29 protein-coding genes are annotated in these 26,516 nt (G+C 60.8%); all 29 read right to left on the bottom strand.

Going from position 1 to position 26,516, the window contains the following annotated elements; translation table 11 throughout:
• Positions 1-46: 46 nt before the first annotated feature.
• Positions 47-1,087 (bottom strand): phage baseplate assembly protein, encoded by a 1,041-nt coding sequence (locus AC07R1_RS15180; RefSeq protein ID WP_015634366.1) that lies wholly within the window; start codon positions 1,085-1,087, stop codon positions 47-49.
• 3 nt (positions 1,088-1,090) lie between these two features.
• On the bottom strand, positions 1,091-2,335 hold the full coding sequence (locus tag AC07R1_RS15175) for a DNA circularization protein (protein ID WP_495110669.1): 1,245 nt from the start codon (positions 2,333-2,335) through the stop codon (positions 1,091-1,093).
• Positions 2,325-3,923, bottom strand: coding sequence for a phage tail protein (locus AC07R1_RS15170; protein WP_495110668.1), 1,599 nt, complete (start codon positions 3,921-3,923; stop codon positions 2,325-2,327). The genes AC07R1_RS15175 and AC07R1_RS15170 overlap by 11 nt, the downstream gene beginning before the upstream one ends.
• A 130-nt stretch (positions 3,924-4,053) precedes the next feature.
• Positions 4,054-4,350: a phage tail assembly protein gene (locus AC07R1_RS15165; RefSeq protein WP_011059565.1), complete on the bottom strand. Its 297-nt coding sequence runs from the start codon at positions 4,348-4,350 to the stop codon at positions 4,054-4,056.
• Positions 4,347-4,694 (bottom strand): phage tail tube protein, encoded by a 348-nt coding sequence (locus AC07R1_RS15160; RefSeq protein WP_011059564.1) that lies wholly within the window; start codon positions 4,692-4,694, stop codon positions 4,347-4,349. The genes AC07R1_RS15165 and AC07R1_RS15160 overlap by 4 nt, the downstream gene beginning before the upstream one ends.
• A 66-nt stretch (positions 4,695-4,760) precedes the next feature.
• Positions 4,761-6,257 (bottom strand): phage tail sheath subtilisin-like domain-containing protein, encoded by a 1,497-nt coding sequence (locus tag AC07R1_RS15155; RefSeq protein WP_401028466.1) that lies wholly within the window; start codon positions 6,255-6,257, stop codon positions 4,761-4,763.
• The gene (locus AC07R1_RS15150; protein WP_011059562.1) at positions 6,257-6,439 is read right to left on the bottom strand and encodes a DUF2635 domain-containing protein; all 183 of its coding nucleotides are present in this window, start codon (positions 6,437-6,439) and stop codon (positions 6,257-6,259) included. Before AC07R1_RS15150 ends, AC07R1_RS15155 begins: the two co-directional genes overlap by 1 nt.
• Positions 6,436-7,014, bottom strand: coding sequence for a phage tail terminator protein (locus tag AC07R1_RS15145; RefSeq protein WP_495110667.1), 579 nt, complete (start codon positions 7,012-7,014; stop codon positions 6,436-6,438). Before AC07R1_RS15145 ends, AC07R1_RS15150 begins: the two co-directional genes overlap by 4 nt.
• Positions 7,015-7,055: 41 nt before the next feature.
• Positions 7,056-7,763: a hypothetical protein gene (locus AC07R1_RS15140; protein ID WP_495110666.1), complete on the bottom strand. Its 708-nt coding sequence runs from the start codon at positions 7,761-7,763 to the stop codon at positions 7,056-7,058.
• Positions 7,764-8,107: 344 nt separating this feature from the next.
• The gene (locus tag AC07R1_RS15135; RefSeq protein WP_495110665.1) at positions 8,108-11,197 is read right to left on the bottom strand and encodes a TipJ family phage tail tip protein; all 3,090 of its coding nucleotides are present in this window, start codon (positions 11,195-11,197) and stop codon (positions 8,108-8,110) included.
• Positions 11,198-11,257: 60 nt separating this feature from the next.
• Complete coding sequence (locus AC07R1_RS15130; protein ID WP_019093172.1) at positions 11,258-11,866, bottom strand: tail assembly protein; 609 nt, start codon at positions 11,864-11,866, stop codon at positions 11,258-11,260.
• 66 nt (positions 11,867-11,932) lie between these two features.
• The gene (locus AC07R1_RS15125) at positions 11,933-12,562 is read right to left on the bottom strand and encodes a tail assembly protein (RefSeq protein WP_019093173.1); all 630 of its coding nucleotides are present in this window, start codon (positions 12,560-12,562) and stop codon (positions 11,933-11,935) included.
• 55 nt (positions 12,563-12,617) lie between these two features.
• Positions 12,618-13,394 (bottom strand): C40 family peptidase, encoded by a 777-nt coding sequence (locus tag AC07R1_RS15120; RefSeq protein WP_495110664.1) that lies wholly within the window; start codon positions 13,392-13,394, stop codon positions 12,618-12,620.
• 2 nt (positions 13,395-13,396) lie between these two features.
• Positions 13,397-14,080 (bottom strand): phage minor tail protein L, encoded by a 684-nt coding sequence (locus tag AC07R1_RS15115; protein WP_495110663.1) that lies wholly within the window; start codon positions 14,078-14,080, stop codon positions 13,397-13,399.
• Between the two features lie 177 nt (positions 14,081-14,257).
• Positions 14,258-14,695, bottom strand: coding sequence for a hypothetical protein (locus AC07R1_RS15110; protein ID WP_495110662.1), 438 nt, complete (start codon positions 14,693-14,695; stop codon positions 14,258-14,260).
• Entirely contained in the window at positions 14,695-16,344 is a 1,650-nt protein-coding gene (locus AC07R1_RS15105) for a pyocin knob domain-containing protein (protein WP_495110661.1), read from the bottom strand. Before AC07R1_RS15105 ends, AC07R1_RS15110 begins: the two co-directional genes overlap by 1 nt.
• Positions 16,341-16,679: a phage tail protein gene (locus AC07R1_RS15100; protein ID WP_047284133.1), complete on the bottom strand. Its 339-nt coding sequence runs from the start codon at positions 16,677-16,679 to the stop codon at positions 16,341-16,343. The genes AC07R1_RS15105 and AC07R1_RS15100 overlap by 4 nt, the downstream gene beginning before the upstream one ends.
• A gap of 38 nt (positions 16,680-16,717) precedes the next feature.
• Positions 16,718-18,133 (bottom strand): phage tail tape measure protein, encoded by a 1,416-nt coding sequence (locus AC07R1_RS15095; RefSeq protein ID WP_495110660.1) that lies wholly within the window; start codon positions 18,131-18,133, stop codon positions 16,718-16,720.
• A gap of 59 nt (positions 18,134-18,192) precedes the next feature.
• Positions 18,193-18,447, bottom strand: a complete 255-nt coding sequence (locus AC07R1_RS15090; protein WP_495110659.1) for a hypothetical protein — start codon at positions 18,445-18,447, stop codon at positions 18,193-18,195.
• A 29-nt stretch (positions 18,448-18,476) separates the two neighbouring features.
• Positions 18,477-18,827, bottom strand: a complete 351-nt coding sequence (locus AC07R1_RS15085; RefSeq protein ID WP_210671169.1) for a phage tail assembly chaperone family protein, TAC — start codon at positions 18,825-18,827, stop codon at positions 18,477-18,479.
• Positions 18,828-18,835: 8 nt separating this feature from the next.
• The gene (locus tag AC07R1_RS15080) at positions 18,836-19,327 is read right to left on the bottom strand and encodes a phage tail tube protein (protein WP_016964892.1); all 492 of its coding nucleotides are present in this window, start codon (positions 19,325-19,327) and stop codon (positions 18,836-18,838) included.
• A gap of 90 nt (positions 19,328-19,417) precedes the next feature.
• Complete coding sequence (locus AC07R1_RS15075; protein ID WP_019093183.1) at positions 19,418-19,609, bottom strand: hypothetical protein; 192 nt, start codon at positions 19,607-19,609, stop codon at positions 19,418-19,420.
• A 67-nt stretch (positions 19,610-19,676) separates the two neighbouring features.
• Entirely contained in the window at positions 19,677-20,813 is a 1,137-nt protein-coding gene (locus AC07R1_RS15070; protein WP_125062645.1) for a glycosyl hydrolase family 18 protein, read from the bottom strand.
• Between the two features lie 49 nt (positions 20,814-20,862).
• Positions 20,863-21,906 carry a phage late control D family protein gene (locus tag AC07R1_RS15065; protein WP_495110658.1) on the bottom strand — a complete coding sequence of 348 codons (1,044 nt, stop codon included), beginning with the start codon at positions 21,904-21,906 and terminating at the stop codon, positions 20,863-20,865.
• Between the two features lie 61 nt (positions 21,907-21,967).
• Positions 21,968-22,174 (bottom strand): tail protein X, encoded by a 207-nt coding sequence (locus AC07R1_RS15060; protein ID WP_015634359.1) that lies wholly within the window; start codon positions 22,172-22,174, stop codon positions 21,968-21,970.
• Positions 22,149-22,994 carry a phage tail protein gene (locus tag AC07R1_RS15055; protein WP_015634358.1) on the bottom strand — a complete coding sequence of 282 codons (846 nt, stop codon included), beginning with the start codon at positions 22,992-22,994 and terminating at the stop codon, positions 22,149-22,151. The genes AC07R1_RS15060 and AC07R1_RS15055 overlap by 26 nt, the downstream gene beginning before the upstream one ends.
• A gap of 9 nt (positions 22,995-23,003) precedes the next feature.
• Entirely contained in the window at positions 23,004-25,550 is a 2,547-nt protein-coding gene (locus AC07R1_RS15050) for a phage tail tape measure protein (protein ID WP_495110657.1), read from the bottom strand.
• 141 nt (positions 25,551-25,691) lie between these two features.
• Positions 25,692-25,997 carry a phage tail assembly protein gene (locus AC07R1_RS15045; protein WP_015634356.1) on the bottom strand — a complete coding sequence of 102 codons (306 nt, stop codon included), beginning with the start codon at positions 25,995-25,997 and terminating at the stop codon, positions 25,692-25,694.
• 9 nt (positions 25,998-26,006) lie between these two features.
• Positions 26,007-26,516, bottom strand: coding sequence for a phage major tail tube protein (locus AC07R1_RS15040; RefSeq protein ID WP_015634355.1), 510 nt, complete (start codon positions 26,514-26,516; stop codon positions 26,007-26,009).

The following is a 26,516-nucleotide window of genomic DNA, read 5'->3' as shown; positions in this document are numbered from 1 at the left end:
CGGGTGCCTTAGCCGGCCAGCCGGCTCCTGCGGTTGGGCGCAGGTTTCAGTTTTTTGCGGGTGTCGGGTTGGCATCGAAGGTCTGCGGCGGCGCCACCTGCAAGGTGGTGATGGAGCCCTGGTCGGACAGCGACCAGGTGACCTTGGAGATCAGCATGTCCTGGTCGAAACCCAGCACCGGGTCGATGACCCTCACCAACGTGTTGTGTCGCCACAAATCACCATTGCTCTGGCGCCAGCCCTGCACCTGATAGGTGGTGGTCAGCGCCTTGCCGGTGCGGGTGCCGCACTCCCAGTCAGCCCGCTGCTGAGCCAGTTCCGCACTCAGTTGCGCCGCCTCGTTGATCACCGTCACCCGTTTGCGCGAAGCCCGGGCATCGCTGGCCTGGCCGGACACCTCGCAGACCGCGACACCGCTGCTCTGGTCGCTGCCCTTGTGCTGGCCGATCACCCGGTACTCGGAAAACACCGCGGAAAAATCCATCGCTGCATTGGCCGAAAGAATGTTCTTGCCCAGCTCCAGGGCATCGCTGGCGCGCCCGCCGCTGCCCGGTGCCGCCAGCAGCAGGTAGCCGTCGGCGTCATCGGTGGAGAACACCCGGTACAAGGTCAACAAGCGGTCGATGGAGGCAAACACCGTCTCCCCCGGCACGATGCTGTGGGTGTGCAACTTGCTGGTGGGTGCAATCTCGCTGCGCACTCCCACCCCGTAAGAGCCGGCCAGGGCGCGGACGATGCTCAGCACATCCTGCTGGCGCCACTGGCTCGGCCGGTTGATGGCCGCGCAATCCACCAGATCCTGGGTCAGGGAGCTGCCCTGGATGCTCAGGCTGATCTGCCTGCCGTCATAACTGACCGGCGCCTTGTAGACATGCCCGGTGAGCACCAGGTCGCAGCCGATGCGCACCTGGCAGCGAGCGCCCGGGCGGATCCGCACCTGCCCATCCTGCCCCGGCCATTGCCAGGTGATGTTGAGGCTGAAGGTGCGGAACTGGCGCTCCAGGTCTGCCGTGATCTCCACGCTTTTCCAGCCGCTGTAGTCCAGCCCGTCCACCGTCAGGGTGACGATATTTGCCAGTTCGTCCATGGGTCACTCCCGCGCAATCTGCAGATCGGCCGGCGGCAGGAAGCCCGGATGGGCCACCCGGTTGCGCTGTACCACTTCACCGACCCGCGTCGCATCGGCAAACCGCTCATAAGCCAGGACCAGCGCCGGCATGCTGCTTTTGGGGCTGAGGCTGACCAGCCGTACCCCGGACGAAGCCACTGCATTGAGGTGGCCCTGCAATTGCTGGCGCAGGGTGTTGAGCGCCTGGTAATGCATCGGGTCGGCCTTGAGCGCGGCTTGCCAGATCACTTCGTTGAGCTGGTCACGCAGGGCCAGTACATCGTCGGCCACCGGCACCTCCAGGCGCTGCACCGGCTGGCTGGCCTGCTGCGCCAGGGGCGGCGTGCTCTTGAGCTTGACCACCGGGGTGGCCACCGGCAAGGCCGACACCAACCGGGCGATCTGCACCAGCAACGCATCCTGGACCAGGTTCGCTACCGCCTCGGCCGCCGCGGTGGTGTCCTTGCCGGTGGTCAGCTTGGGCGGATCGATGCGCCTGGCCGCCTCCACCTGCTGGGAAATATCGGCGAGCATCTGCCGATAGCCGGTGCGGGCAAAATCCTTGAGCCCGCGTACATCCTCCAGCAACCCCTTGAACTCCGTGCTCAGCTCCTTGGGTATTTCCTTGACCGCCTTGACCAGGGTGTTGAGGTCGCTATAGAACTCGATCAGCGGCTTGAACTCGTGTTCGATGACCGCGTACACCTCGGTCAATCCCTTGCGCAGCGAATCCACGCCGATCCGCGCCTGCTTGATCAGGTTGGTGGCGAACTCGAACCGCAGCACCGCCGAGCCCAGCAAGGTGTCACTGGCCACCAGCACCTGCTGCTGGGTGTTGACCACCGCCGAAGGAAAGCGCAGCGGCTGGTCCGGGTAGAACTTCAGGCTGAAGGTCACCAGGCCACCATCCTGGCGGCTCTGGGTCATCTCGCACTCGCCGACCTTGACCTGCATCCGTCCAAGCCACGGATGCACCAGCTCGCCGCTGCCCTCCTCCAGGGCCTTGAGCAGCCTGTCGCGCTGCTCCAGGCAATCGGCGCCGACGATGAAGGCCGTCAGGTCATGGACTTTCGCCTGCTGGCCAAGGCCCTCGAAAAACGGCTGGTCGCGCTGCGGGTACTCATGCAACTGGCCTTTTTGCCCCACCGGGGTTTTCGCCTGGTCGACCCAGAAGGGCACGCCGCGAAAGGATGCGGGCAACAAACGATCACGCCAGTTATCCGCCATGGGAACCTCCTAGGGAAAGTGAGCGATAGCCCAGGGTCGAAGCGATGTTCAAACCCGGTTGATTGGTCGTGGCCTGTTCGGCGCGCAGGCCAGCCGGGGCGTTTTCGAAGCGCAGGGTCAAACCGCCTTCGAGTTGGGTGCGGTTGTTCGCGGCGTTCTGCTGGATCAGCGCACTGGAATTCTGGGTCAGCGAGCTGCCCTGGGTTGCGGCAAAGGGTGATGCCAGCCCGCCTTTACCCTCGGCGTTGATCTGCTTTTGCGCTTCGGTAAAGCCTTCGACCTTGGCGGTGACCGTGGCAATCAGCCCGCCGAAGCCGCCCTCGAACAGCTCCTTGATCGGCGCCATCAGCGCTTGAAGCTGGCTCCACAGCCCGGAAAACCAATCGGCGATGGGGGCCCAGTTGGTCATGATCAGTTCCATCGGCGACCAGTCGAACAGGGCTTCAATGGCCTTCCTGATCGAGTCGATACCCGGTTGCAGCTCGGCCCAGATCGAACCGAAGAAGCCCGTGACCGCACCCCAGTTGTTGTAGAGGATCACCAGCGGGGAAAAGTCGAACAGGGTGTGCAGGACTTTCTTGACCCCGTCGATACCCGGTTGCAGCTCCGCCCAGATCGACGCGAAGAAGCCGGTGACCGCGCCCCAGCTCCTGGTGATCATGTCCATCGGCCCCCAGTCGAACAGGCCTTTTAGAAAGGCCATCGCCGGCACTGTCAAGGCCTTGAGGGATTCCCAGATAGAGGCGAATAGCCCCGTCAGCCCTGCCCAGTTATTGATGATCAGTCCCAGAGGCGACCAGGAGAACACCTCCTTGAGGAAGCCGACGATCGAAGCCGTCATCGCCTGGATACTGTCCCAGAGCCCGGCAAAGAACGCCGTGATCGCCCCCCAGTTGCCAATCAGCATGCCCAGGGGCGTCCAGCCGAACAGAGTACTGAGCACCTCCATCGCCTGCGCCGCAAAGCTCTTCACACCTTGCCAGAGGCTGACGAAAAAGGCCGAGATCGGCGTCCAGTTGGCAATGACCACCCCGGCTGCCAGAGCAATGCCCATGGCAATCAACATCACCGGGTTGGCCTTGGCCACCGTGCCCATCAGATCGAGCACCTGGGTCGCCCCGGTCACGGCGGTTTGCATCGCCGAGAAGGCAATGGCGCCCATCGCCAGCCCCTCAACCAGCTTGGGGTTGTCGTCGAGCAGCGTCCCCACACTGTTGAGCATGGGCTCCAGACCGACCACCAGCGCCCCCACCGCCGGCGCCAGGGCGGCATCAATGGCCGAGGACACCTTGACCATCGACTGACTGAATACATTCATGTCTTTGGCCGCATCAGCCGGCGCGCTGGAGTCGCCGACTTCGGCCAGCTTGCCCTTGAACGCATCGCAGGCCTTGATCCCGTCCAGAAACGGGGTGATCAGGCTGCCGCCCTTGAACAGCCCGCTGATATCCAGCTTGCCCAGCCCGGTCTGCTCAAGGTTTTTCTTGAACGAGTCGACCTTGCCTTGAAGGGCGACGAGTTTGGGTGACAGTTGGTCTATGCCGGTCAACAGCACCGACTTCTTCTCTACGGTTTGTGTGTCTGCCATCACTGCACCTGCTGCATCGCATTGATCCGTTGCGCGTGCTCCAGGGATTCGCGGAGCACATCCAGTGGCCTGGCCATCATCTGTTCGGGGTCGACCTTCCAGAACCAGGCCAGGTCATAGGCGACAGCGATCAGGTCGGCGATGGCTGCGATGCCGCACTCATGAAAAAACTCGCCACCGCCCAGCTCAGGGCGTTGAGGTCCACCAGGTCGAGCTGGTTCACCGAGGACGGTGGAATGCCGGCGCAGACCGCGATGTATTTGGCCGCGACGTCCATGTCGAGGCTGACCTCTTCGCTCTTGTCGATCTTGTACGGCAGCGCCTTGATCGCCCGTACTTCCTGCACCGTCGGGCGGCGCAGGCTGAGTTCGGCCAGGGGCTCGCCGTGGGCCTCGATGGGCACCTGCAGCTTCACCGTGTTGCTCATTGCCAGGTCCCCTTCTGCCCTTCGAAGTTCAGCTCGATGCTGGCGTCGTCGCCCTTGGCAATAGGCTCGTCCACCAGGTAGGCACCGGCCAGTACGTAGACCTTGCCGTTGGCGAACTCGCAGGTGACGGTCATGTCGACGCCTTCGATCAGTTGCTTGAGCGGAAAGTCCGGGGTGTGCAGCGCGGTGACTTTGAACGACGGCGTGAGGTCGGTTTCCTTGTAGAAGCCCGGAACCACGGTTTCCCGCTTGACGGCCATCAGTGGTGCTTCGCAGCCGCCGCTGATGGTCAGTTGAGCGCCGTCCACTTTGACGTAGCAGGTGCCCGCTATCAGTTGACCCATGTTGTTTCTCCCAAAAAATAAGCCCGCTCAAGGCGGGCTGAAAAAGCGCAGCGATGCAGGTCCGGCTCAGGCCGCCGCGTCGTACTGCAGGCGAAATTGGTTGAGCAGCGCGAACACTCGCAGGCCGTTGATGTAGTCCGGCGGGAACAGCACGTTGACCCGGCTCGGGTCCTGCACATCGCGCTCGACGATCAGGTGCTCGGCGAACAGTTCGGCGTTCTCCACATGGCCCTCCAGCTCCAGCTTGGCGTACTGGGCAATCAGCTCACCGCGAATGGTGCTCGGGGTGACGATCGGCTGGCCGGCGCCGAAACGAGTGCCGTCGGCAGCCAGCTTGTGGCGCCCGTATTTGCTGGTGATCACGCTTTGCAGGCGGCGCACGATGAACGCCGACTGGTGCATGGTTTCGCTGTCCAGGTAGGAGTTGTCGGCCTGGCCGTAGGCGTTCTTCTGGTAGGTGGTGATCGCCCGCTGAATGCGCATGTAGCCGCCTTCGTAGTAGGCGGTGGCGATGCCGTAGCTCAGCAGCGACTGGCGCTCGGTGAGGGTGAAGCGCTCGCTGGCCGGCGCCGGGTCGACGCCCGGCAGGCTGCCGCTCTGGGTCGGGCGGCTGGCATCGGCGGAGATGAACACCGAAGTCCGCGCCGCCAGGGCCGCAGCCTGGACCCACACCGGTTGCGGCACGCCGCCTTCCAGGGCCTGGATGGTGATGTGCTGGTCGTTGCGTGCCTGGCCGGCCGCCACCAGGGTGCCGACGGTGCCGCGCTTGGCGCTGTAGACATGGCCGAACAGCTGCTTGGCCCAGGACCAGCGGCCGGTGTTGTCGTCCATCACCGCTTGCCAGGCATTGAGGCTGGCGGTGTCGGTCCAGGGCATGCAGATGAACTCGAACGGCTCGTCGCCCAGGGCGGCCAGCGCCGCGACCTGATCCGGCACACCGGTGCCGCCGGCCATCTTGCCCAGCACCAGGGTCAGGCCCGCCGGGGTTTCTTCGCCATTGCTCTTGCCCAGGCGATTGAGTTGCAGGCTGATGTCGTTGCCGCTGTCGCCGGTCCACTTGGCGTTCAGGGTCACAGTGCCCTCGGCCGCGGTGGCGGTCACCGGCAGATCTACTGCAGCGTTGACCTTCAAGGCCAGGGCGCTGGCCGCTTGTGCGGCACTGGCGCCGCTGACGATGGAGGCTTGCACCCGCACCCCACCGACGTACAGATTGAGCAGGCCGGCGGCGCCGGCGCTACCGCTGATCTTCAGCTCGGCCTTGGCCACGCTGCCCTCGGTGCTGTGCAGCGGCAGGCACCAGATCTCGCCCACCGGGTCGGTCTTGCGCCAGGTTTCGTACATCGAAGCGAGCATCGAGCCCTGGCCGCCGATGCTCCTGGCCAGGGCCACGCTGGACACCAGCACCAGTTTGCCGAGATCGTCGCCGGCCTGGTTGTCGTTGACCTGGGCGACGATCAGACGGCGCATGGCCGAGGACGCGCTATTGGCCGCCGAATTGTCCATCTCGGCGTAGAACAGCGGCACACGGATGTCCGCCGGGATATTGCTGAAACCGATCGCCATTATTTGGCTCCTTGAGATTTCGCCGCTTTCACGGCTTTGCTAGTGATATCGCCATCGGCCAGACGCCGGCGCCACCAGGCGCTGTCCGACACTTCACGGCCGGAAGCGGGCAGCAGATCGCCCGCTTCCGGGTCCGGTACGGCGCGGCCGGCGACCGGCAGCACGGTGATGCGTTTGCTCATTGCTTCAGCTCTCCTGAAAAAGTCAGCTCCAGGCGCCCATCGGGCCCTGGGCGTTGCAGATTGGGGTCCACCGGATCGATGGCATCGACCCGCACCGTGACCCCGGTCAAGGACGGCAAGCCGTCGAGTTCACGCTCATGCCAGGTTTCCGCCGGCTGGCCGGACAGGTTGCGCCCCAGCTGGAACTCGGCGAAAAAGCGCAGGCGGTAGAGCAGGCGGGTGGCGTCGAGCGACACCAGCTCGCCGCCGTCGTACTGGATCGGGTTGTACTCGGCGCCGGGTTTGAAACCGACCAGGGCACGCCAGAGTTCGGCGCGTAATTGATATAGCTGAGTGGTTGCCGCTACTAGTGGTTCCTGTGATGCATCCAGAACAACTAACACTTCAAACTGCTCTCGAACGATGGGGTGCTGGGTAGTTTGACGAACCAAATCCCCCACAAGGTTTACATAAGCAACCGGCTTATCACCCAGAGGCGACTTTTCAACCCCCTTCAAGCCAATTGCGACACTAACCAAACCTTTCAGACCGAGACAAAATTCGTCAATTTGATCAATCAAACTTTTAACATTCAAAATTCCACCTCCTGATACAACATCATTAGCAGCGATCTCACTTACAACCCAGAAACATCTGCTACTAAAATACGAATTGCACCTGTTGGTGGAACATGATCATAAGTACCATTCCAACCCGAACGACGAATGGTCGCACCGTATTGCATGGCATAATTACTATAGACCCCAGCATCATCCACTCTACAGCCTAAAATATATTCAAACGAGTCGGTGGAGCCGTTTGAAAACTGCTGTTGCAGATAAATATAACGAGCATTACCAACGGACCATGCGACTTTTGGCGCCTTTAAACCAGTAGCTTGGACCGGATAACTAAACCCATATTTAAATCCTAGCAGGGAAGCCCTTCCATCCGCATAAACTCCAACTAACTTCAAGAAAGGCTTTGCAGTATTAAATGTTAAATCACCAGTTGGTCCATAAACTTCAACCCCCTCTCCAGCATTTGACTTTACAACTGGGCCAAAGCTATAGCAAATAATCGAACCTCCGATATTACCGGTAGGTGCACGCACAACACCGCCCTGCTCCACAACTGGAAAGTCCGCACGATAAAATCGAATTACCGAACCATCATCAGGAATAGCGGCATATGCATCCCAGTAGATCCGTTGCCCTGCGGCAGTCACTAAGTACTGCCCCCCGAAAACTGTCAGAGTCTTGGTTCCATAATGGACAAGGTTTGCATAATCAGTACCGATTATTTTGAACCCTTTCTGATTGAAGCTTTCAAATCCTACGTTCATCCAGACACCACTACGAGTAGAGGCTTACCAGCAAAAACACCATAACCAAGATTATTGGCAAACCCCCAATACAAGGTTGAACTTGCGACAGTTACAACTCGCGCTCTGTTCCCCCCCTGGTAAAGGACGTAGTTGAGCGTTTCGGGATCAACGGCCGGATAGCTCCGACTTCCTGGAGTACCAACAACGGATAGGTCAATAATCTCGACTATACGAGGGTAACGTCCAGAACCGTCCATCATGAGGCGTCCGTTACGGTCGAAGAACTCGATTCCACTTGGCATAACTACCTCCACAGACATTAGCTATGTTGCATAAAAAATATCCAGCAGCACAACTAAACTTCATGACCAAATACCAGCGCGCAAGCAAAGACTGCCATCGCCATAAAAAATCTGCATCAACTGATTATTAATACTGAGACGACCACCACCGGCAACAGGCCCATTAAACTCAATAGACCCGCTTTTATTCAAGCGCCACCCCACTTCGCCTGGAACGTAGTCAGTCGATTGAATATAATCACCTATTTGAGCACTTGTGATTGACCCATTACTTATAAAAGCACTATCAATAAATACTTTATTACCCTGAACAACAAATGGGTAAAAAACCTTATCCGCATTTGGATCAACCACTGCAAACCGACTAGCGGCAATCAGCACCTGACTGGTAACGATACCCTTGTCATTCTCCACACCCAAACCGATCCCAGCCAAATAAGGCCGTCCATCTACAGTCATTTGAGTCTTGATACTATACATGGCCGCCAATTCGTCTTTTACAGCCTTTATTTGAATCGCGGAGCCGCCACCCGTCTCAACTTTTTCAAGCAGATCTTTACTTAGTTGAGTTTCACTGATCTGATCATTCAAATATTCAAGAATCGGTCCAGCATCACTACTAGACTGCCCCATTACCGCCTTTGAATAAGCACCAATATTACCTATACGGTCTACCAACCTAGCCCAAAAGAAGAAAGTAGTTCCCGCTGCCAGCCCCATAATGGTCAAATCAGTTTGTGGGTACGCGTAATCACCAAACTTTGTCGCACTGGACAAATCGTTAGTCTTGCCATACCAGATCTCTGTTCGCTGTAAGTCAGCAACGCTGATATCATCGGGAATAGTCCATTTTACTTTGATGGCGAAGACTAGAGATTGCGCAGTCAACGATGAAACAGCCGGAGGTGGAGTGATCTTTCCAGTTAAAACTGTCTCCGCTGAAACGGCATATACGGAGCCGATATCCAGTGCACTGATGGCTCTGACCTTCGCAACATAGCGGCCCGAATAGATGCCTGACACCTCGATGGAATTACCACCCGTTCGCCCTGCGAACAACCACTCGCCATCGTTCTTGCGCCAGTAGACTTCAAACGCAATAGCATTGGCTGGCCGGGCCCACTCAATGGTCATTACATTGATTGTGCTGCCTTGATCAACAAAGTGATCATTACTCACTCGAACGTCAGTTGGTGGTGGTTGCACACTCGGCGGTATCACTGTCACCGGCGACCGTTCAATCCGCGCGCCGTTATCAATCGCGTCAAACTTGCTGGGTACATGCTTGACCGCGCTGATGCTGTATTTGATGGAGTCATCGCTGAAGTCTTCAGCCACCGACAGCACTCGAAACTGCTGCGCGGCCAAAGTAGGCGAGTCGATCGCCCACATTGATTGCTCTGGCGGCAGTTCCTCCAGCTTCTTCTCCAGCACCACTCGCTGGACTTCGGCAGGAAAGCCGGTGGTATCAAGGGTGATGTCACCGTTGTCCCAGGTAATTCCCGTGCTGTCCCAGGTCAGTGGATAACCCACCGACTTGATCACCCGCGAGATGGCCTTGCCGGTGGGCATGATCAGGGTGACGGTGTCCCCCGGATAGGCCTTCACATCGGCGTCGAGCACCAGGGTATCCAGGGTCGCGGAACGCAGTCGGCCGCCAATCCGGCGCCCTGCCCTGTCGTTGTCCGCCACCCGGATGATCTGCCCAGGGCGTGCGAGGGTGCCATCCAGGCCCACGGCGAAACTCACGCTTTCGGTTTCCAGGCGGTTGGTCAGCAGCGCCCATTTACCGATGCGCTGGGCCTGGGCCTGGGAGGTGCAGCCGGTAGCGGTGATTTCGGTCTGCTGCACGCCGTAGCGGGCAATGCCTTCCGGGTCATCGACATACTGGACCTTCTGCCGGTAGAAGTCGGCCGGGTCGTTCCAACTGACCAACGCTACGCTGTAGCGGGTCTTTTTCGCCGAGCCGCCGTAGACGAACTTGCCGTCGACCACGTTGGCATTGCTGTAGGTATACACCGGGTCTTCCGGCATATCGGCCACGGCCATCACCGAACCGGCGCCCCAATAGGCCATGCCGCGGAAGGTGGTCGCCAGGTCCTGCAGCACTTTCAAGGCGTCGGCACGAACGGACAGGTAGAGATTGCAAGTGAAGCGTGGTTCGGTGCCGCCCTTGCCGTCGGAGACCGGCTGGTCGCAGTACTGGCCGATGCGGTACAGCTCCCACTTGTCCACTTGGGCGGCGTTGAGCAGATGCCCCAGGCCATAGCGCTGGTGCAGCAGCAGGTCGTAGTAGATCCAGGCTGGGTTGTCGGTCCAGGCCGACTTGAAGGTGCCATCCCAGACGCCGCTATATATCCGAGTCAGCGGGTCGTAGTTACTGGGTACGCGGATGATCCGCCCCTGCAGTTCGAAGGAACGGGTGGGGATCGACTGGAACTGCGAGGCATCGAATTGCAGGCCGATGATCGCCGACCCGGGGTAGCGCAACTTGGCGTCGATCACATCGGTGATGGACTCGACACTGGTGGTGTCGGCGATCGCTCCGCTGGTGGAGTTCGGTGTCAGGCGTCGTACACGAACCGTCCAGCCAGCAGTAGCGGCAGGCAGATCGACGCGATGGGAGCGCTCGTACTTGCTCGAGGTCTTGCCGCTGAAAGCCGCTTGCAACACTTCCACGAAAGCACCGCCATCGGTGGAAAGGTCGATGGCATAGCGCACCGTATAACCGTTGGTGTCGCCATTGCTGGTGTTGGTCTGCGCCAGCCGCGAGACCGCCAGGCGAATGCGCACGGCCGACAGTTGCAGGTTGGTGATGGCCTTGCTCCAGGGCTGGTCACTGCGCAACTCCACCGCCACCGAAGATTCGTTTTCCACCGCCGGGAATCCCGGGATGTAGGTCTGGTCCTGGCTGCCATTGCGGGTCTCGAGGGTGACCCCGGAGAAGTTCAGGCTGCCATCGGCGTTGGCCAGGGGCGTCTCGTTGAGAAACACCGAGCGCTTGCCATTCTTCAATCCCAAGATCTCGCCCTCGCTGACGAGATCGAGGATCCGAGCATAAGCCGTGCTTTGCAGGCTGTCTGGCGCCTCCACGGAGGGACGGGGCTTGGAGCCACCGCCTTTGCTGCCAGCGAGAGTAAGGTCAGTCATGGCTTTCCTTCAGGCGAAATAAGGCCCGCGCAACGGCAGGCAGGTTGAAGACAGGAGGAGTTAAAGTTGATCTTCGGCGTAGATGCCGGAACTGATCACGGCGCTGCCGATGGTCAACTGACCGTACAACAGGCCCACTGGATGACCCTGGGCGCTGGTGTTGACTGGGCCGTTGAAGCTGTAGCTGGGGCGATATTCCGGCCGATCCTGAGCAGCGAGCCCCTTTGGTAGAGGCGCCAGCATTTGCATGACGCCCCCCATCGCCATGCTCGCCCCCGTCATAAACAGAAACGAGGCAGCAGGGCCGGTCAGGTATCCAAAGGGGTTGAAATAAGCCACGGCCATCAGCACTGCACCCAGGATGGTCTGCAACCCACCGGCACGTTTCGAGCCACTGAGCACCGGGGCAATACGGATCACCTCCTTGCCCAGAGGCTGGTGAATATCGGTTTCAGACAGGTTGCGCCGCCCATTGAACACGGCGAATCGCAGCCCATTGTCAGCGCTCTGCACCATATAGCGCTCGAAACCGGGGAACTGACGGAAGTACCCCATCACCTCCTTGAAGCCACCAGCAATGGCCACCCGATGCTCCCGTCCAAACATCCTTGCCAGGGAGCCGGACAGCAGCACGGTTTGCATCTTTTGTCGTTCTACGGCCAAGCCCATGGGGTTCTCCTGGCAATAAAAAACCCGCCGAGGCGGGATTCAGGTGAAGGACAGACCCAGCCTGGTTCAAAGCTGGTCCTGGGCATAGATCCCGGCACTGATCACCGAGCTGCCAACGGTCAACTGGCCATACAGCAGCCCCACCGGATTGCCCTGGGCGCTGGTATTGACCGCGCCATTAAAGCTATAGCTCGCGCGGTTGTCGGGACGGTCCATCGCCCCCAGCCCCTTGAGTTGCGGCGACATCATCTGCATCACCCCGCCCATGGCGAGAGAAATCCCCATCTGCGCGGCCATGGTCCAGCCCGTGGTGCCAGTGCCGCCTATCAGTGTTGTGCCACCAGCGGCAAACGTGCCCCCGGAGAAGTACGACGCAGCCACCACCAAGGCCACTCCGATAATGGTTTGCAGCCCACCTGAACGCTTGCTGCCGATCACTACCGGCGCAATACGGATATCGCTGTTGCCACTGGGCGCTTTCAACCGGTCGTGACCGATGTTGTCGCGCCCAAGAAACAGCGAGTAGGTCAGTCCGCGGTCCTTGGACTCCATCAGGAAAGCCTCGAACCCCGGAATCAGGATGCACAAGGCTCTTACCGCTTCCGAGGCATTGCTGACCGCCAGCCTGTGCACTCGACCAAAACGTGCGCCCAGGGTGCCGTAGAGACGGATGACCCGGATTTTTTGCTGATTCATCACATCACTCCCAGGAACAAGATCCTCGGTTGAATTCAAGGAAAGACGATGCACTTCAATCCATCGCCATGAGCTGGCGATGTCGCCAGATGCTGACCGTTACCTCATCCCAGTAACCGCCATAGGTATCCCGTTTGCTATCGCGTCCATAAAGGTGATGCAGGATCGAGCCTGGCACGGGGAAGTGCTCCGGTTCGCTCTTGAGCACCCCGTCGGCAAGGTATACCGCCGCATGATTGGGCACCGGCGAGCGGATCTGCATCAGCACCACGTCGCCTTGGCGCAGGTCATCGACTCGCTCGAACCCGGCCTCAGGCAAATGCTCAAGATAAAGGTTGCCGCCCTTGTCCCACCAACCGTCTTCACGCTGGTAGCTACCCAATTCGATACCCAGTTCACGACGGTAGTAGTCGAGGATGATGCTCAGGCAATCGTGAATGCCGTGGGCAAAAGCTCGGCCAATCAAAGGCGCTTGATACCCCGTGGGCAGCAGACTCGCCCAGTCGCCCTTGCGCAAGGTGCCGTCATCATCCTTGCGCACTTCCAGGATGTGCCAGGGCAAGCCCGATGCCTCGCAGGCCACCCGATCCGCCTCGCTGGGAGCCGGCGGATAATCCGGGTGGCTGTGGATCACCGCCAGTACCTCGCCGCGCTCTTCCGCCGCCGCGTAATCCTCGGGGGCCAGGCGAAAATGTTCGCTGGGCGTGATAGCGGTGTTGCGACAGGGCACATAGACCCGCTTACGCCCCTCGCGAATCAAAAGCCCGCAACACTCCTTGGGGTACTCGGCCAGGGCATGGCGCTCGATGGCGGCCCGATTTGCCTTGTTCATGCTCAGCTCCGTAGCAGCCCGGCCGCTGGGAATGAACCGAAGGGCAGCGGGTTGTTTTCACCGAAACGCAGCTTGCAGCTGCTCAACCGACCACCGCATTTATCCTTGGCCGCATCGGTGACGATCACATCGTTGAGATCCGCTATCGGGCCACCGTTGTAGCCGCAATAAGGCCCCCGATAGCCTCCACAACTGAGCCACCAGCAGACGTTGGCAACGATCTGCCGACGTGGCAGTTGCACACCGTTGAAGTCCAGGGCGCTGGCCAGTTCGAACTTCACCACTTCGTTGTCCTCTGAAGACTTGCGCTCGACATACCAGATGTCCGGTGGCAACTCCTCTTCAGGGTCGGCTTCAGGCTGGCCATCCAGGTACTTGCCCAGGGTCCGGTGACGAATCAGCCGTGCCCCGACTAGGTCCTCGAAATACAGCACCAGGGCGGTGATGAAACCGCCGACGTTACCGACCGACAGCGTCGGAGTCGGCTGCGCGCCCTTGCCGGTCATTTCAAAACCCTCGGCCTGAATCGGCCAGGGGGAGTACTCGAGCCCCTGCCAGAAGATCGACGACTGCTGGGGGTAACCGTGAAAGCGATAAAGCTCGGCGCCAAGGCTGGTGGCGTCGAGCTCAAAAAGCTCCACCCACGCGCCTGGCTCCAGGGTCTGGATATCGGCCGTGATCGGCATGGTGATTCCTCGGGCAAAAAAATCCCGCTTGATGGCGGGCCTGTGGGGTATTGCTTCGGAGCCTATGGGGCTTCGGTTTCTCCGCTGATCGTTGTGCGGGCTTCAGCGCGCTTGGCAGCGATGTCTTCGGGTATTGCCTTTCCAATCTCGACAAGGCGCATCACATACCAATCGGTATCAGACAGGCACTTCAGGGCCTCGCGAGTCTTCTGCTCCTTCTTGATGCTCTCCTGGGTGGGTATCGATTTGATCTTGGACAGGTCCATCTTTCGGCTCCTCGATTACTGGGGGGTGTTCTTGTTCCTGGTCAGGCTGTGGAAGGTCGACGGGACCGTCGCCGGTTGTTACGACCGTCTCGGGGTACGCCATACGGCGCGGCGCCTGTAGTGGCGTCCTGAATAGAATGGTCAGGTGATACCCGTCCTCGTGGTGCTCGATGCCCCCTCGGAAAATAACCTCGTGAACGTCGGCCCCATCAATCATGCTGCCGACCGGAATCGGCGACAGGTCGAAGTCCTGGCCGTCAATCGTGATCACGGCCCCTTTTACAGATATCGTTGTAGGTGTGTAATTGCTTACCTGGGCCTGCGGGCTCAGAGTGATATAGAAGTTCATTATTTCCACCTTCCAATAGCAACACAGGCAATGTCGGCGCTTGCGCCTGTGACAGTTGATAGAAATCTAACATCGGCTATACCGCTCAATGTCGCTGGAGTGTTCGCCGCCCCCCATCCCAGGCTTACAGCTGGGTTGTCTACAGATATCGTTATCGAAGGCCTATCCCCAGCGAATGGCACAGGCCAGGAAAATGAGTTGCCGGGCTCGTTAAGGAAAAGCGAACCCACAGGTATCGTGGTTACTACGGTCCTTTTCCTGGCCGTCCAGCAAATCATGGTCCCGTCAGGGAATTTTAATGCCTGCCCGTTCGAATTGGCGATGCGCTCTGTAGCCTCAGTTGGAGGAGCCCAGTTGGACCAATTGCCCGCATTTTGCACTCTGGTGTAAACACCCGGCACATTAGGGTTGAGCGCACGCGCTGTTTGCCACGCGTAGCCAGTCTGGATAAAGGTGTGGTCAATAAGCCAGTCAGCAATGCTGGGGCCGCCAGAGCTATTGCTATCAATCCAGAGCCGGTGGCTATACGGTGGCAGTGCATTGGCATTAGTGCCAGCTGGCGACCTTGCCATGGTCCCTGAGTAGCCCTCCCTTGAGGTTGCGATAGTCCCCCACGGCGAGATAGCCCCGTTCACAGAGTTTCGGTAAAAAATACCCTGCCCGGTGATTGAGTGAATCATCTGCGTAAAGTTCACAGATGACTTCTCATAAAATGCAGTATCTATTACCCCGTACACCCCTGGGGAGTTTGCTGTCCCTGGATGCGAAAGCAGCTTGCCAGAGGCCGCCACTTCGTTTGCGTTTTCGCAGGAATCAAGCCTCACAGCACCTACGCCGTAGTCGCCCTGCAGAAGCACCTTGACCGCAGGCTGATCAACCCCATCGCTATGGCGTTTGTACCAGAGTGAGTTGCTGCTGGCAGACATGATCAGCTTGCAGCCCCACTTATCCGACCAGCCGACAGCCGACAGGGCTACGCCATGATCACTGTTATTTGGTCGGCCAGTTGTTTGCGGGTCCCATAGGTACAGGCCGCCAACCGGGTTCTTTGTTATGTCGTTGCCAGGAGCGTATGTCGAGACTGCTGCGCCAATCCCATAGTCGCCAGTCTTGAGTACTCGGCCCCACGAGCCGGGATCTCCACCGGACTTGCTGCGAAGCCACATTGCAGCGCCCGGTCCTTGACCAAAGGCTAGCTGAGTCCAGAAGCCAGGGGAGTGGGAGACGTGCGCAAGCGAGCACCCGCCCTGCCCTGGCTGGTTCAGGGTGGCAGGCGTGACCTTGTGGTAGCCGCCCTCGGTGATCAGGTTGCAATCGGCGGCATCGGCGCCCGTGTCACTGCCCAGGCCGAACTCGCCCTTCTTGATGCTCTGATTTACCTGGGCCTGCAACTTCGCAAAGGCCTGCAGGACTGTGTCCGTGGCCACGATGGCAGCATTAACCAGCGACCCCAGGCCAGCCAGCGTCGTCGAGCGCACACGGGCGCCAAGCTCAGAACCAGGCACTGCTGCATCAGCTTTCGCCTGTGCGGCCGCGGTACGGGCATCGAGTTGGGCAAAGTTTGCATTGATGATTGCACCGCCAGAACGCAGGTCATGGCCACTACCATCATTCGGCGTACTGCCGATGTTGACTGGATCAATACTCATGGATGAAATGCCTGTTCAAAAGTCGCACTGAGCGAGTAAATTCCTGCCCCCAACGGCGAGGGTTGATAAGTCTTGCAGCGATACAAACCCTGCTCGCCCAAGGGCGGCGTCCAGTAAAACGGCATCGCTCCGGCATGGGCGTCGATAAAGGCGACGATGGGTTTGATCGTCTTGTCGTCGCCGACAAAAGTCAGCGGCCAGGACTGGGTCTTGTTGTTGATCCCATCCTGGGCAACCTGCTGGTAGCCATCACCAAAGCGCGCCGACTTGAGGCGAAATTCGACACTGCCCACGGGCTCGATCTTGGGTACCCAAGTGAATGTTTCGATAGTCATGTTTTTCTCCGGGCGTGAGCCGTTGCGGCCACTGGAATTCAGCGGCCGTTGATGACGGACCAGATTTGGCCGCCCGGTTTCAAGTCTCGGGCGATCTGTTCGGCCGCGCCCTGCTTCGCCGCGCTGGCGTAGGCATTGGCCAGGCTCTGGGAGTTCGTGCCTGCACCCGAGGCACCGGCCTGTCCGTCGGGTACGTTGATGGTCTGCTGGATGACCACCTGCTGGTTGCTGGTGGTGCCGGATTGTCCACCGCCCAGCGCAACGACACCCAGCGAACCGTCGGCACCGCGACTTAAAGGCATGATTGCCTCTGGGCCGGCTTCACCGAACAGGGCCATTGGAGCCAACGTTGGAGCGGTGGCCACCGTGTTGGTGAAGGTACCGCCCTTGGCATGAGGGAATACAGGAGGAGACATGCTGGACGCATCGATCTGCGGCTTGAATACAGTCGTGGCGCCATCAACCGTGAACGTGCTTGAAGCCGGAGCAGCGCTGGGCCAAAGGCTCATCACGGCCGAGCCGACCATTCCAAACAACGAACTCAACGCTTTGGACGCCGCTGTCTTCGCCGCCAACATCGCCATGTCCTTGAGCACCGACTTGGCGAAATCGGAAAAGGAGAACTTGCCCGTGGTAGCGAACTGGAGGATCGCGGCATCCATCTGCTCAAACGCACTGGTGAACACCGCCTTCGACTGAGCGGCGACGTTACCGGCGTTATTCATGTAGTCATCCAAAGCCGACGAGGCACCATTTTTCCAGTCGCCGAGTGCTTCGCTCATCTGTACATAGTTGCTTTGAATCTGCAGGGCCATGTCACTGTGCTTGGTCTTCAGCTCATCAAGCTTGATGGCATAGTCGTCACCCTGTGACGCCCCACGGCCATAGGAATCTCCTGCCGGAAACTTGATCCCCGACTTGTCGGCATAGGTCGCTGGCGACTGAACCGCGCCTTGAGGAAATTGCTTATCCAGAGCCTTGCGCGCCAACGCATATTCTTTATCGTTCGCGCTAAGTTGGGCGGCCAGTGCCTGTTGACGACTCCCCCTGCCTAACTGAGAGACAGCTAGAGCACCTGAATTACGCAGTTTCTCCATCTCGTCGGAGTACGCCCCCAGTTTTTTCCCAGATACTTCCAGGGATTGCGCATACTCGGTTCCAGCACTTTTGTTCTGCTGGAGCAGTGCGCTCAAGGAGCTTTGACTCTTTACAAAATCATCGGCCGCTCTGGCAGCCGGGTCATAGGCCTTGCGCAGGCCATCAAAGGCATTGGAGGTCGTGCCCAACGCGGAAGCAGACGAAGTCGCCAGCGCCTCGGCAATTTTCTTGCTCGCATCCTCGACACGCCTCTGCATGCTGCGCATGCCTTGGTCGGTAATACGCTGGGCCTTGTCCAGGGCCCGCTCCAGGCTGCCAAGGTCCAGTTGCATGTTCCCTTGGGAAGCAGTTGCCATAGGTTTCTCCGGGTCATGAAAAAACCCGTCGAAACGGGTTTGGGGAAAGTGGCCTGATGTCAGCGCCACTCGTTCATTGCACGTTCGAGTGACAACCCCAAACGTTGTTCGTGAGGCATGAAGTCCAGCAACTCCGCCATGCCTCCGCCCAGCCGGTGGGTCTGCAGCGCCACCAGGGCGCTGCCCGCCTCCAGCCGCCTACCGGTATGCAAGGAACCATATCGGTCGATATAGCGCCCCCATGCCAGGGCTTCCTGGTAGGTCATGCGTTCCTTGGCTTCGACAATGGTCCGGCCGCCGACTCCGTTCAGCACCAACTCGTGCCAGAACTCATCGGCGGCGGTCAGTTTTTTGCCGCGGCGCCACCGGTGCCATTGACCTCATTCACCGCATTGAGAATCAGGAACCCCAGGGACGGCTCCAGCCCGTAGGCATCGTCGTAGCTGAGGGCTTCCGAGCCGTCAGCGCCCAAGGCCACCGACGCGGCGATGTAGCGGGCATTACGGCTCAGCTCGCTGTCACTCTCGGCAAACAGGCGCTCGATAACCCCGAAAGACTGCCGGCGAACATGCAGGGTCAAGGTGTCGGTCACTTCCTTGCCAGTCTTGCTGTCATGGTGAGTCCAGCTCACCTGTTTCTTCACGGGCAGGGCATCGACGATGCCGCCCTTGGCTTTCAGCTGCTTGAGGTTCATGGCGTGGCTCAGGCCTTCTTGATCCAGGTGGAACCGCCGGTGCGCTGAATGGTGACGGTGGTGGTCACCACGGCGTTCAGGGCGAAGTTGAACGGGAAGTCCGAGACGTAGCCGTCAAAGGCGAACCAGGTACGGGTGGTGGGCAGTTCGAAGTTGTCACCCTTGGTATTGAGGGTAGGGACTACACCCTTGCCATCGGACCAACCCACGACCCATTTGACGCTGGTATCGCCATTGGCTTCGGACAGTTGGTGCAAGCGGATATGGCTGGCGTTGGCCGGGTCGGCGTTCAGCCCCAGACTGGCGGTTCCTGGAGTGCGCAGGCCCTTCTTGTAGCTGCGTTCTTCGGCGTTGAGGCTGGTGTCTTCGATCTGCTCGGCGGGTGCACCGCCCGGGTCGAAGGACGTGGCGTGCTCGATTTCCAGCACGGTGTAGGGGCCGCTGCCGGAGACAGGCGGAACCAGGGCAAAGATTTGCGTACCTTGGGTAAGAATCGACATCAGGTGTTCTCCATCAAACAATAAAAAACCCGCGACGGCGGGCTGTGAGTGTTACTCGGGGAGGAAGCTCAAGACGCTGGAACCCTCAGTTCAGGGGGCCGGCGAGCCATCCAGATAAGGGGGAGCGTTGGGGTCTGGCTCGCGACTCTTGATCAAGTCCACCAGTGCCTGATTGCTCTGCGCCAGCAGGCGGATCGCGCTGTTCAGGGCGGCCTGTCCATCGGTCTGGGCCTGGAGCGCAGCGATCAGTCGATTGATCGCCGCAAGGTCTTCGTCATTCATGGGGCAGTACTCTTCCATCCGTCGAACGTTACCCGGGGCAGCCCCCGGAATTCTGGCGTAGCCAGGATCACTCCCGCCCGGTCGGCAAGAGCTCATTGCTGGCCTTGAGCCCTGACTGCAGCGCAGCCCAGAACTCGGCATTTTCATAGCCCATGGCCCAGACGCTGGTGCCGCCCAGGCCCAACCTGGTCACCAGGGCGGTCTTGGTCTTGATGCTGGCGGCATCGTCGTACCAGAGCACGGGTTGCGCTCGTTCCGGGGTCCATTCCACGCCATCGGCGAAGCTCTTGACCGGGCCCCAGGTGGCATAAGGCGTCGCAGAAGCGGCATCCCGGTGAGTGGCTGCCCGGTGCTCGGCAATGATTTCCTGATAGGCCGACCAGTGCACCCGGTTGCCGATGCTGTAGTCCTGGCCGTATGCGGGCAGCCCTGCCAGGACCTTGCTCGCCGGGACTCGGGAAACGGCGTAACTGAGCAGCGCCTGCTGCCAGTCGAAGCCCGATTCGGGGCCGGGCCAGGCTTCATTGTGAAAGCCGCCGCTGCTCCAGCCCGGCCCGACCTGGTCGTAGGTCATCACCTGGAAGTAGTCCACCGCCGCGCCCAGGGCCTTGTAGTCGTAGCCTTGCAGGTACTCAGGCTCGGTGTCGCTGAGCTTGGGCGGGATGCTGATGATCAGCTTCTTGTTGCCGGCATGCAGGGCGTTGCCCAGGGTTTTGACGAAGGCGCAAAACGCGGCGCGATTCCTGGGTTCGACCTTCTCGAAGTCCAGGTTGATGCCAGCAAATCCGCCCTCTTTGGCCAGCTTGACCAACTGCTTGACGGTGCCGGCGCTCAAGGCCCGGTCGTTGAGGATGGAGTGGGAAATAGCCGGGTCGAAGGCGCCGATGTCTTCGTTGTAGTCGGAAACAGTCGGGTACAGCGGCAGGGATTGGCTCTTGGCAAAGCGGATGATGTTCTGCGTGGTTTCGTTCATGCCGTCCTGATGCAGCTTGCCGGTGACGGTCAGGCCGTAGGTGCTGCCCAGGCCGACGGCGGACAGGTTGCGGTGGAACGCCTGCAGATTGCTGTAGGACGCTTCGACCTGGCCGTCGGTATAGGCCAGGACAAAGGGTGCCGCATGGGCGGCAGCGGCCAGCAGCAAGCTGCAACCGGCGATCAAGGTCCGGAGAAAATGCCGGATCGCCAGGGTGATGCCTGGTTTCATGAATACTCCTGTGGGCGGGTTGCCCCGTCAGTGGGAATGGGATCAAGGCTTAAAGCTGCTCGACCCTGAGGGGGTTGCGGGCCTGGGGCGGCTTGCCCTTGGCCTTGGCCTTGCCTTGCTTGCCGCCGTTGCACTGGACCGTGGTCGTCCATCCGGCTTGGGTGAACAACTGTTCGACCGAGTCCACCAGATAGTCACCGTCGAGCCCGGCCTTGAAGCCCTGGGCATTGATCATTCGCTCGGCGAACAGATCGGTGCGCCCCGCAAGGTCCAGGCGCAGGCTGGCGGTACTGCGGTTGAAGGCCGCCAGGCGCGCCTTGGCGACCTGCTCGGCGGCAGACTGGTTCGGGTAGAGGTGGCGGTCGGTGTGCACGGCGGGCGAATCATCCGGCGAGCCATCGTTCCCCAGGTCGATGACCCGCAGCTTTCCGCTCCTGGGGTCCTGGTGCCGGGTCTGCACTGCCTTGTGGGTGCTGCCGTCACTCAGGCGGAACTGGTAGCGGCTGACATCGCCACGCCCGAGGGTGACAACCCCCAGGGCCTTGCCGCTCGCGCTCTGCCCGGCCTGGCGGGGCAACACCAGCAGCTTGCCTTCGGCCATCTTGGCGGTGCAGTCGTATTGCCGGGCCAGGCGGGTGATGAAGTTGAAATCCGACTCGTTGAGCTGATCGATGCGCGGCACCTTGATGGCGAGCGGGCAGACCGGCTGCCATCCATTGCGCGCCGCCAGGTCACGGACGATGAGCTGCAGCGCAACGTTCTCCCAACTACCGCTGCGGGTGGTCTTGCCACTGCCGCGCATGTCGCTGGCCTTGCCACGGATCTCGAGCGTATCGGGCGGCCCGTTCACCACCACTTCGTCCACGGTGTAGCGCCCCAGGCGAGTCAGCTCCTGGCCGGCGTAACCGAGGAACACTTCAATGCTCGCGCCGCGCCGGGGCAGCGCCACGGCGCCGTCGCGGTCATCGATGCGCAGCTCGAATTCATCCGACTCCAGGCCGGGCTTGTCCGTGGTGCGCAGGCTCAGCAAGCGGTCGTTGATCTGCGCGGTGATGTCCCGGCCATCGGCGACGATGCGAAACGCTGGGGTCATGTGCCGTACTCCAGAAAAAGCCAACCCCGTGCTCGACGGGGTTGGGTAAAGGGGTTGGGGCTCAATCCCATAGCTGGACCCTGGCCTCGGCCCGGGCCGGCAGCTCCGGCAGCCGGATCAGCAGCCCGGCGCGAAACGGCTGTACCTCGTCGGCCAACCCCTGGTTGGCGTCCAGCACCGCTTCGACACAGCCGTTGAGGTGGCCGTAATACTGGTAACACAAGGTATCGAGCAGATCCCCGTCAGACGTTCTGCAAGTCGTCGCCATAGCTTACGAACTCCAATGAAAAACCTTGTTTGCGCGGGATACCGCCGGCCAGCAGGTGGCTCTGATCTTCCTCGATGCTGGTCAGGCACCAGGTGCCCAGCACTTCGCCGTAGCCGGTGGTCAGGCTCAGCGGCTGCAAGCGCCGCCCGATGCTGCGCAAGGTCTGCAACTGCCCCAGTCCGCCCTTGAACCCGGGAAACACCGTGCCTTTGAGAGAGATCCGCTCTTCACCCTGGCCCACCGCCTGCTGGGCGACACTACGGCTCAAGCGCTCCTGACCGGCCCAGCGGAATCCGCTCTGCCGGCGCAGCGCCTCGAAGGCTGCGGTATCGACGTTGAAGTAGTAAGGCTGGGCGCCCGCCCCGAGCGGTTGCAGGATCAACAGGTGCGCGAAGGGCTTCACCGCCTCGGCCGCCGGAGTGGTCTGTTCGGCAAATGCGGCGGTCGGGAAGATGTTGCCCAGGGAAGGACTGATCTGCCCGCCGATCCGATTGATTGCCGCGCCGGCCTTGGCCACCTGTTCCTGCAGGGCGCCAAGACGCTGCTGCATCTGCCCGGCGACGGTCACTGCCTGGCTGTACTTGGCCGCGACTTCCCCCACCACCGACTGCGCCGCACCGATACTGCGCATCGTGCGTTGCAGTTTGGCGCCCAGCGCCGGCCCGACAACGGGCAGGCTTTCAAGCTCCAGGGCGGCGCCGCTGATGTCGCTGATGGCGCCGTTCATGGGCCCGAGCATTTCATCAGCACTGCGCCGCCCCGCTTCCGCTGCCGCCACCAGGGAACCCAGCCCCGATTGCAGCTGCTCCATGTAAGCCATGCGATCTCCTTAAACGTGTGCGGCGTCGAACAGCTGGCGAGCGGCAGCCTGGCGGCTGAACTCGTCGAACTGCCAGCGCAGGTGGGGTTCCAGTTCCCGGGCCAGTTGCGCGGGGTCGCGCACATCACCGTGGACCGAGATCGACAAGTAGGGCGCGAAGCTGAACTGCTGCTCGATGACTGGAGGTACCTGGGGTTTGAGCGACTCCGGCGCGGTGATCGTGGCCGGCGCCGCAGCAGACGACGATGGGCTGAGCATCGAGCGCGCCGCCTGCCCCATCAGCGGGGGCGTCTGGCCTTTCTGGAAGGATTTGGCGATATCGCCCATGACCGGCGGGATGTTCTGCCCGGCGTTGCGCATCATCAGCGGACCGGCTGCGGGCAAGTGCTTGAGCGACTCGTTGGAGCCGAACAGCTTTTTACCCAAGGCGCCACCGGCGGCCGAACCGCCCCAGGCACCCAGGGCGCCACCCACCAGCCCGCCAATCACCGTGCCGATCACCGGCACCACGGAGCCAATGGCCGCCCCTGCTGCTGCACCCGCGGCGGCGCCAGCAAGATTGCCCGCCGCCTCGCCGTAGCCTTCGGCTTTTTCATCCTGGGTCTGGGCATTCAGGTAAGTGTCCGCCACCTGGAAACCTGCACCGAGCACCGAAAGGATCGCACCGCCCTTGAGCAAGGGCGCGACTCCCTTGGCCAGGGAACCGGCGCCTTTCATTACGGCACCAGAGGTGGCAGCCCCTCTGGCCACTCTCTCCAGGCCGCTGGGCGTCAAAGGGCTCTTGAAGCCTTTGCTGCCCATGCCCCTCGAACGAGGCTCGCGCCTGGGCGTCTTGCGCCCGCCACGACTCTTGCGGCGTTTTTTGTCCGGGCCGCAATCGAGCATGGGCGCACAACAGTCGATACCGCTCGCAGTGCCACCAGAGGAGCGCTTCACCATTTTGCGGCCAACCTGCAGTGAACCTCGAGCGACATTCAGCAGGCCCTTGCCAATGGTGTAGACAGCCATCAGCTTTTTCACCGCGACATAAGCGGCGCCCAGGGCGGTCACCCCCAGTACCAATGAGGGTGCCTTCTCCGCCAGTTCGGTCAGCTTGCCGACCACCAGCGTGATGCTTTGGGCCACCAGATCCGTGGCTGGTTGCAGGGCCTTCCCCACGGCAAGCATGCCACCGTCGACCGCCTGCGCGGTTTCCTTCCACAGCTGGGCGGAGGCTTGCCGACGCTCAGCCAGGTTCTTGTCGATAACCCCCGAAGCACTCAACGAGTCCTTCTTCAGTTGCTCGTATTGCTGCCGGCCCTGGGTGTGAGCCAGCAAGGCCGCCTTGATCTGCATATCGGTGAACAGGTCACCGGTACGCAGGGACTCTTCCAGAGCCTCGAGCATGGACTTGGCCTTCGCCGGATCGGTTTCCTTGCTGATCTGCGCCTGGGCCTCGGCCATCTTCGCGGCCTTGGCCGGGTCGATGGCCCTGACATAGCGCATGGCCAGGGCAAAGCTCGCCTCCAGGCTCGACATACCCTTCTGGATACCGGTGTTCAGCGACGCCTGATAATCAATGCCGGCATCTTCGTAAGCCTTGACCGCCTCACTGGAACCGATTTTCTCGATCCAGTTCTGCAGTTGACCGGCGGCCTGATCAGCACCGCCCGCGGTGTTCATCTGCACTTGCAGCATCGAGCCCAGCTGGCTCACCGCATCCATGCCGGTGAGCCCCTCCCCGCTCGCGCTCTCGAGCAGCGCCGGGAGCAAGCGCGCCATGTCGGCGGCCTCGAAATTGCCCGCCTGCCCCTGCAAGGCGATGGCCTCCAGGGCCTGCTCCATGACCTTGGGATCGCTGATCCCGGCCTTCAGCTCAAGGGCCCGCATCAGGTTCGCCGTATCTTCGATACCCGCGCCCTGCCCCACCGCGAACCTGGCCGCAAGCCCCGCGTAACCTTGCGCCTTGTCCAGCGACATGCCCTTGGCAGTCATCTGCCCCACCAGAGCCGCCACCTCGTTGCGGGCCATTCCCGTATTCCGTGAAGTCTGAACGACGCTGCGGCTCAGCTGCGCTTCCTGAGGTTGATTGGCCACACCGGACTTGATCGCGATGTCACGGATCAGCGCCTGATAGTCGGCATTGATCTTGACCGGAATGGCCAGCTTGCCGACCCCGTCCTTGGCCAAGCCATACGCCGCCTTGAAGTCGGCCTTGCCCTGGTCGATCTGCTGGTGCCCCCGGGCCTGCAGAGCGGAGCCCCGGGCCACCTTACCCAGCGCCTGATATTCCTGACGCAGTTTATGTACCTGCACACCTTGCTGGCGCAGGCCATCACGGCTCTGTTCCAACCGGCGCAACAGCCCGGCGGCAGAAGCAGCACCGGTGTCATGGGCCTTTTTCCATTCATCCTGCAGGCGCAGGGTCTGGCCAATGGTCTTTTCCAGTACCCGGGCCTTGCTGCCCTGCTGCTCCAGTTGCTTGATCCGGCCTTCCACCGTCTTGAAGGCGGCGTCCCACGTCGAACTGAGGGCGGTACCCACCACCACCAGCCCTGATTCCAGCTTGTTCGCCATCTGCTTCTCCTGCTCCTTGGGTGACGGGCTCAATCCGTGAGCCACCAGACCATGTCAGAAAACCTCATGATCATGATTTCCTCGGCGGCGAAATGCAGCTCGCTGGCGAGCCGCTTCGCCGCCATCTTCATCACCGCAGGGTCAAAGCTCGTCGTCTTGCACCAGGCGAAAATAGCCGGCCTGCAGGCGCTGATAGTCCTTGAGCGCCATGCCCTCCAGATCCTTGGCACTGATTTGCGCCAGGCTGGCGAACAGCATCAGTTCGCGCTGTTCATCATCGCCGGCAGCCCCGGAGTTGGCCGCACGCACATCACGCACGGTGGGGGCGCGCAAGGTGACCTTGTCGCAGACCACGCCATTCATCTCCACCGGTTTGCTCAGCGCCAGCACCACGCTGTCGCTGCTCAGGGTCATCCAGGACGGGGTCTTGTCGATTGCTTGAGACATGTTTTTTCCTTACAGGCCCAGGGCAGAACGTTGCGCGGCCAGCTGGTCGACGCCGTTGATCACGCGCTTCATGCCCAGGGCATCGATCTCGTAGATCAAGCGACCATCGACTTCCAGCTTGTAGTAGGTCAGGGCCACGTTGTGCTTGACCTCGGCCTTGTCGCCGGATTTCCAATCGCCCATGTCGACTTCCTTGAGCAAGCCGCGCAGGGTCACGATCACCGGCGTGACCTTGCCCTTGAGGCCCTTGAAGGCGCCACGGAACACGCCGTTGAAACCGCTGCCGTCGGCCAGGCCGAACATCTTCAGCGACTCGCGGCGCACACCGGTGGTGGTGAAGCCGGCTTCCTGCTTCTCCATGCCCATGTCCAGCTCGACGGGCACATCCATGCCGCCGACCCGATGTTCCTCGGTCTTGAGGGTCAACTTGGGCAGGGTCAGGCTCGGCACGTCGCCTTGAAAGCTGATGCCATCGACGAACAGGTTCATGTTCGCCAGGGTTTCGGGAATCATTGCCAT

The organism is Pseudomonas sp. GW821-FHT07F01 (assembly GCF_059418825.1).
Note: the sequence above shows the minus strand (reverse complement) of the source record. Positions and strands in the feature narration are given on the sequence as shown.

Excerpts from the sequence above, each read along its gene's own strand:
- AC07R1_RS15180 (WP_015634366.1), bottom strand. The coding sequence starts at position 1,087 with ATGGACGAACTGGCAAATATCGTCACCCTGACGGTGGACGGGCTGGAC.
- AC07R1_RS15175 (WP_495110669.1), bottom strand. The coding sequence starts at position 2,335 with ATGGCGGATAACTGGCGTGATCGTTTGTTGCCCGCATCCTTTCGCGGC.
- AC07R1_RS15170 (WP_495110668.1), bottom strand. The coding sequence starts at position 3,923 with ATGGCAGACACACAAACCGTAGAGAAGAAGTCGGTGCTGTTGACCGGC.
- AC07R1_RS15165 (WP_011059565.1), bottom strand. The coding sequence starts at position 4,350 with ATGAGCAACACGGTGAAGCTGCAGGTGCCCATCGAGGCCCACGGCGAG.
- AC07R1_RS15160 (WP_011059564.1), bottom strand. The coding sequence starts at position 4,694 with ATGGGTCAACTGATAGCGGGCACCTGCTACGTCAAAGTGGACGGCGCT.
- AC07R1_RS15155 (WP_401028466.1), bottom strand. The coding sequence starts at position 6,257 with ATGGCGATCGGTTTCAGCAATATCCCGGCGGACATCCGTGTGCCGCTG.
- AC07R1_RS15150 (WP_011059562.1), bottom strand. The coding sequence starts at position 6,439 with ATGAGCAAACGCATCACCGTGCTGCCGGTCGCCGGCCGCGCCGTACCG.
- AC07R1_RS15140 (WP_495110666.1), bottom strand. The coding sequence starts at position 7,763 with ATGAACGTAGGATTTGAAAGCTTCAATCAGAAAGGGTTCAAAATAATC.
- AC07R1_RS15135 (WP_495110665.1), bottom strand. The coding sequence starts at position 11,197 with ATGACTGACCTTACTCTCGCTGGCAGCAAAGGCGGTGGCTCCAAGCCC.
- AC07R1_RS15130 (WP_019093172.1), bottom strand. The coding sequence starts at position 11,866 with ATGGGCTTGGCCGTAGAACGACAAAAGATGCAAACCGTGCTGCTGTCC.
- AC07R1_RS15125 (WP_019093173.1), bottom strand. The coding sequence starts at position 12,562 with ATGAATCAGCAAAAAATCCGGGTCATCCGTCTCTACGGCACCCTGGGC.
- AC07R1_RS15120 (WP_495110664.1), bottom strand. The coding sequence starts at position 13,394 with ATGAACAAGGCAAATCGGGCCGCCATCGAGCGCCATGCCCTGGCCGAG.
- AC07R1_RS15115 (WP_495110663.1), bottom strand. The coding sequence starts at position 14,080 with ATGCCGATCACGGCCGATATCCAGACCCTGGAGCCAGGCGCGTGGGTG.
- AC07R1_RS15110 (WP_495110662.1), bottom strand. The coding sequence starts at position 14,695 with ATGAACTTCTATATCACTCTGAGCCCGCAGGCCCAGGTAAGCAATTAC.
- AC07R1_RS15105 (WP_495110661.1), bottom strand. The coding sequence starts at position 16,344 with ATGAGTATTGATCCAGTCAACATCGGCAGTACGCCGAATGATGGTAGT.
- AC07R1_RS15100 (WP_047284133.1), bottom strand. The coding sequence starts at position 16,679 with ATGACTATCGAAACATTCACTTGGGTACCCAAGATCGAGCCCGTGGGC.
- AC07R1_RS15095 (WP_495110660.1), bottom strand. The coding sequence starts at position 18,133 with ATGGCAACTGCTTCCCAAGGGAACATGCAACTGGACCTTGGCAGCCTG.
- AC07R1_RS15085 (WP_210671169.1), bottom strand. The coding sequence starts at position 18,827 with ATGAACCTCAAGCAGCTGAAAGCCAAGGGCGGCATCGTCGATGCCCTG.
- AC07R1_RS15080 (WP_016964892.1), bottom strand. The coding sequence starts at position 19,327 with ATGTCGATTCTTACCCAAGGTACGCAAATCTTTGCCCTGGTTCCGCCT.
- AC07R1_RS15075 (WP_019093183.1), bottom strand. The coding sequence starts at position 19,609 with ATGAATGACGAAGACCTTGCGGCGATCAATCGACTGATCGCTGCGCTC.
- AC07R1_RS15070 (WP_125062645.1), bottom strand. The coding sequence starts at position 20,813 with ATGAAACCAGGCATCACCCTGGCGATCCGGCATTTTCTCCGGACCTTG.
- AC07R1_RS15065 (WP_495110658.1), bottom strand. The coding sequence starts at position 21,906 with ATGACCCCAGCGTTTCGCATCGTCGCCGATGGCCGGGACATCACCGCG.
- AC07R1_RS15060 (WP_015634359.1), bottom strand. The coding sequence starts at position 22,174 with ATGGCGACGACTTGCAGAACGTCTGACGGGGATCTGCTCGATACCTTG.
- AC07R1_RS15055 (WP_015634358.1), bottom strand. The coding sequence starts at position 22,994 with ATGGCTTACATGGAGCAGCTGCAATCGGGGCTGGGTTCCCTGGTGGCG.
- AC07R1_RS15050 (WP_495110657.1), bottom strand. The coding sequence starts at position 25,550 with ATGGCGAACAAGCTGGAATCAGGGCTGGTGGTGGTGGGTACCGCCCTC.
- AC07R1_RS15045 (WP_015634356.1), bottom strand. The coding sequence starts at position 25,997 with ATGTCTCAAGCAATCGACAAGACCCCGTCCTGGATGACCCTGAGCAGC.
- AC07R1_RS15040 (WP_015634355.1), bottom strand. The coding sequence starts at position 26,516 with ATGGCAATGATTCCCGAAACCCTGGCGAACATGAACCTGTTCGTCGAT.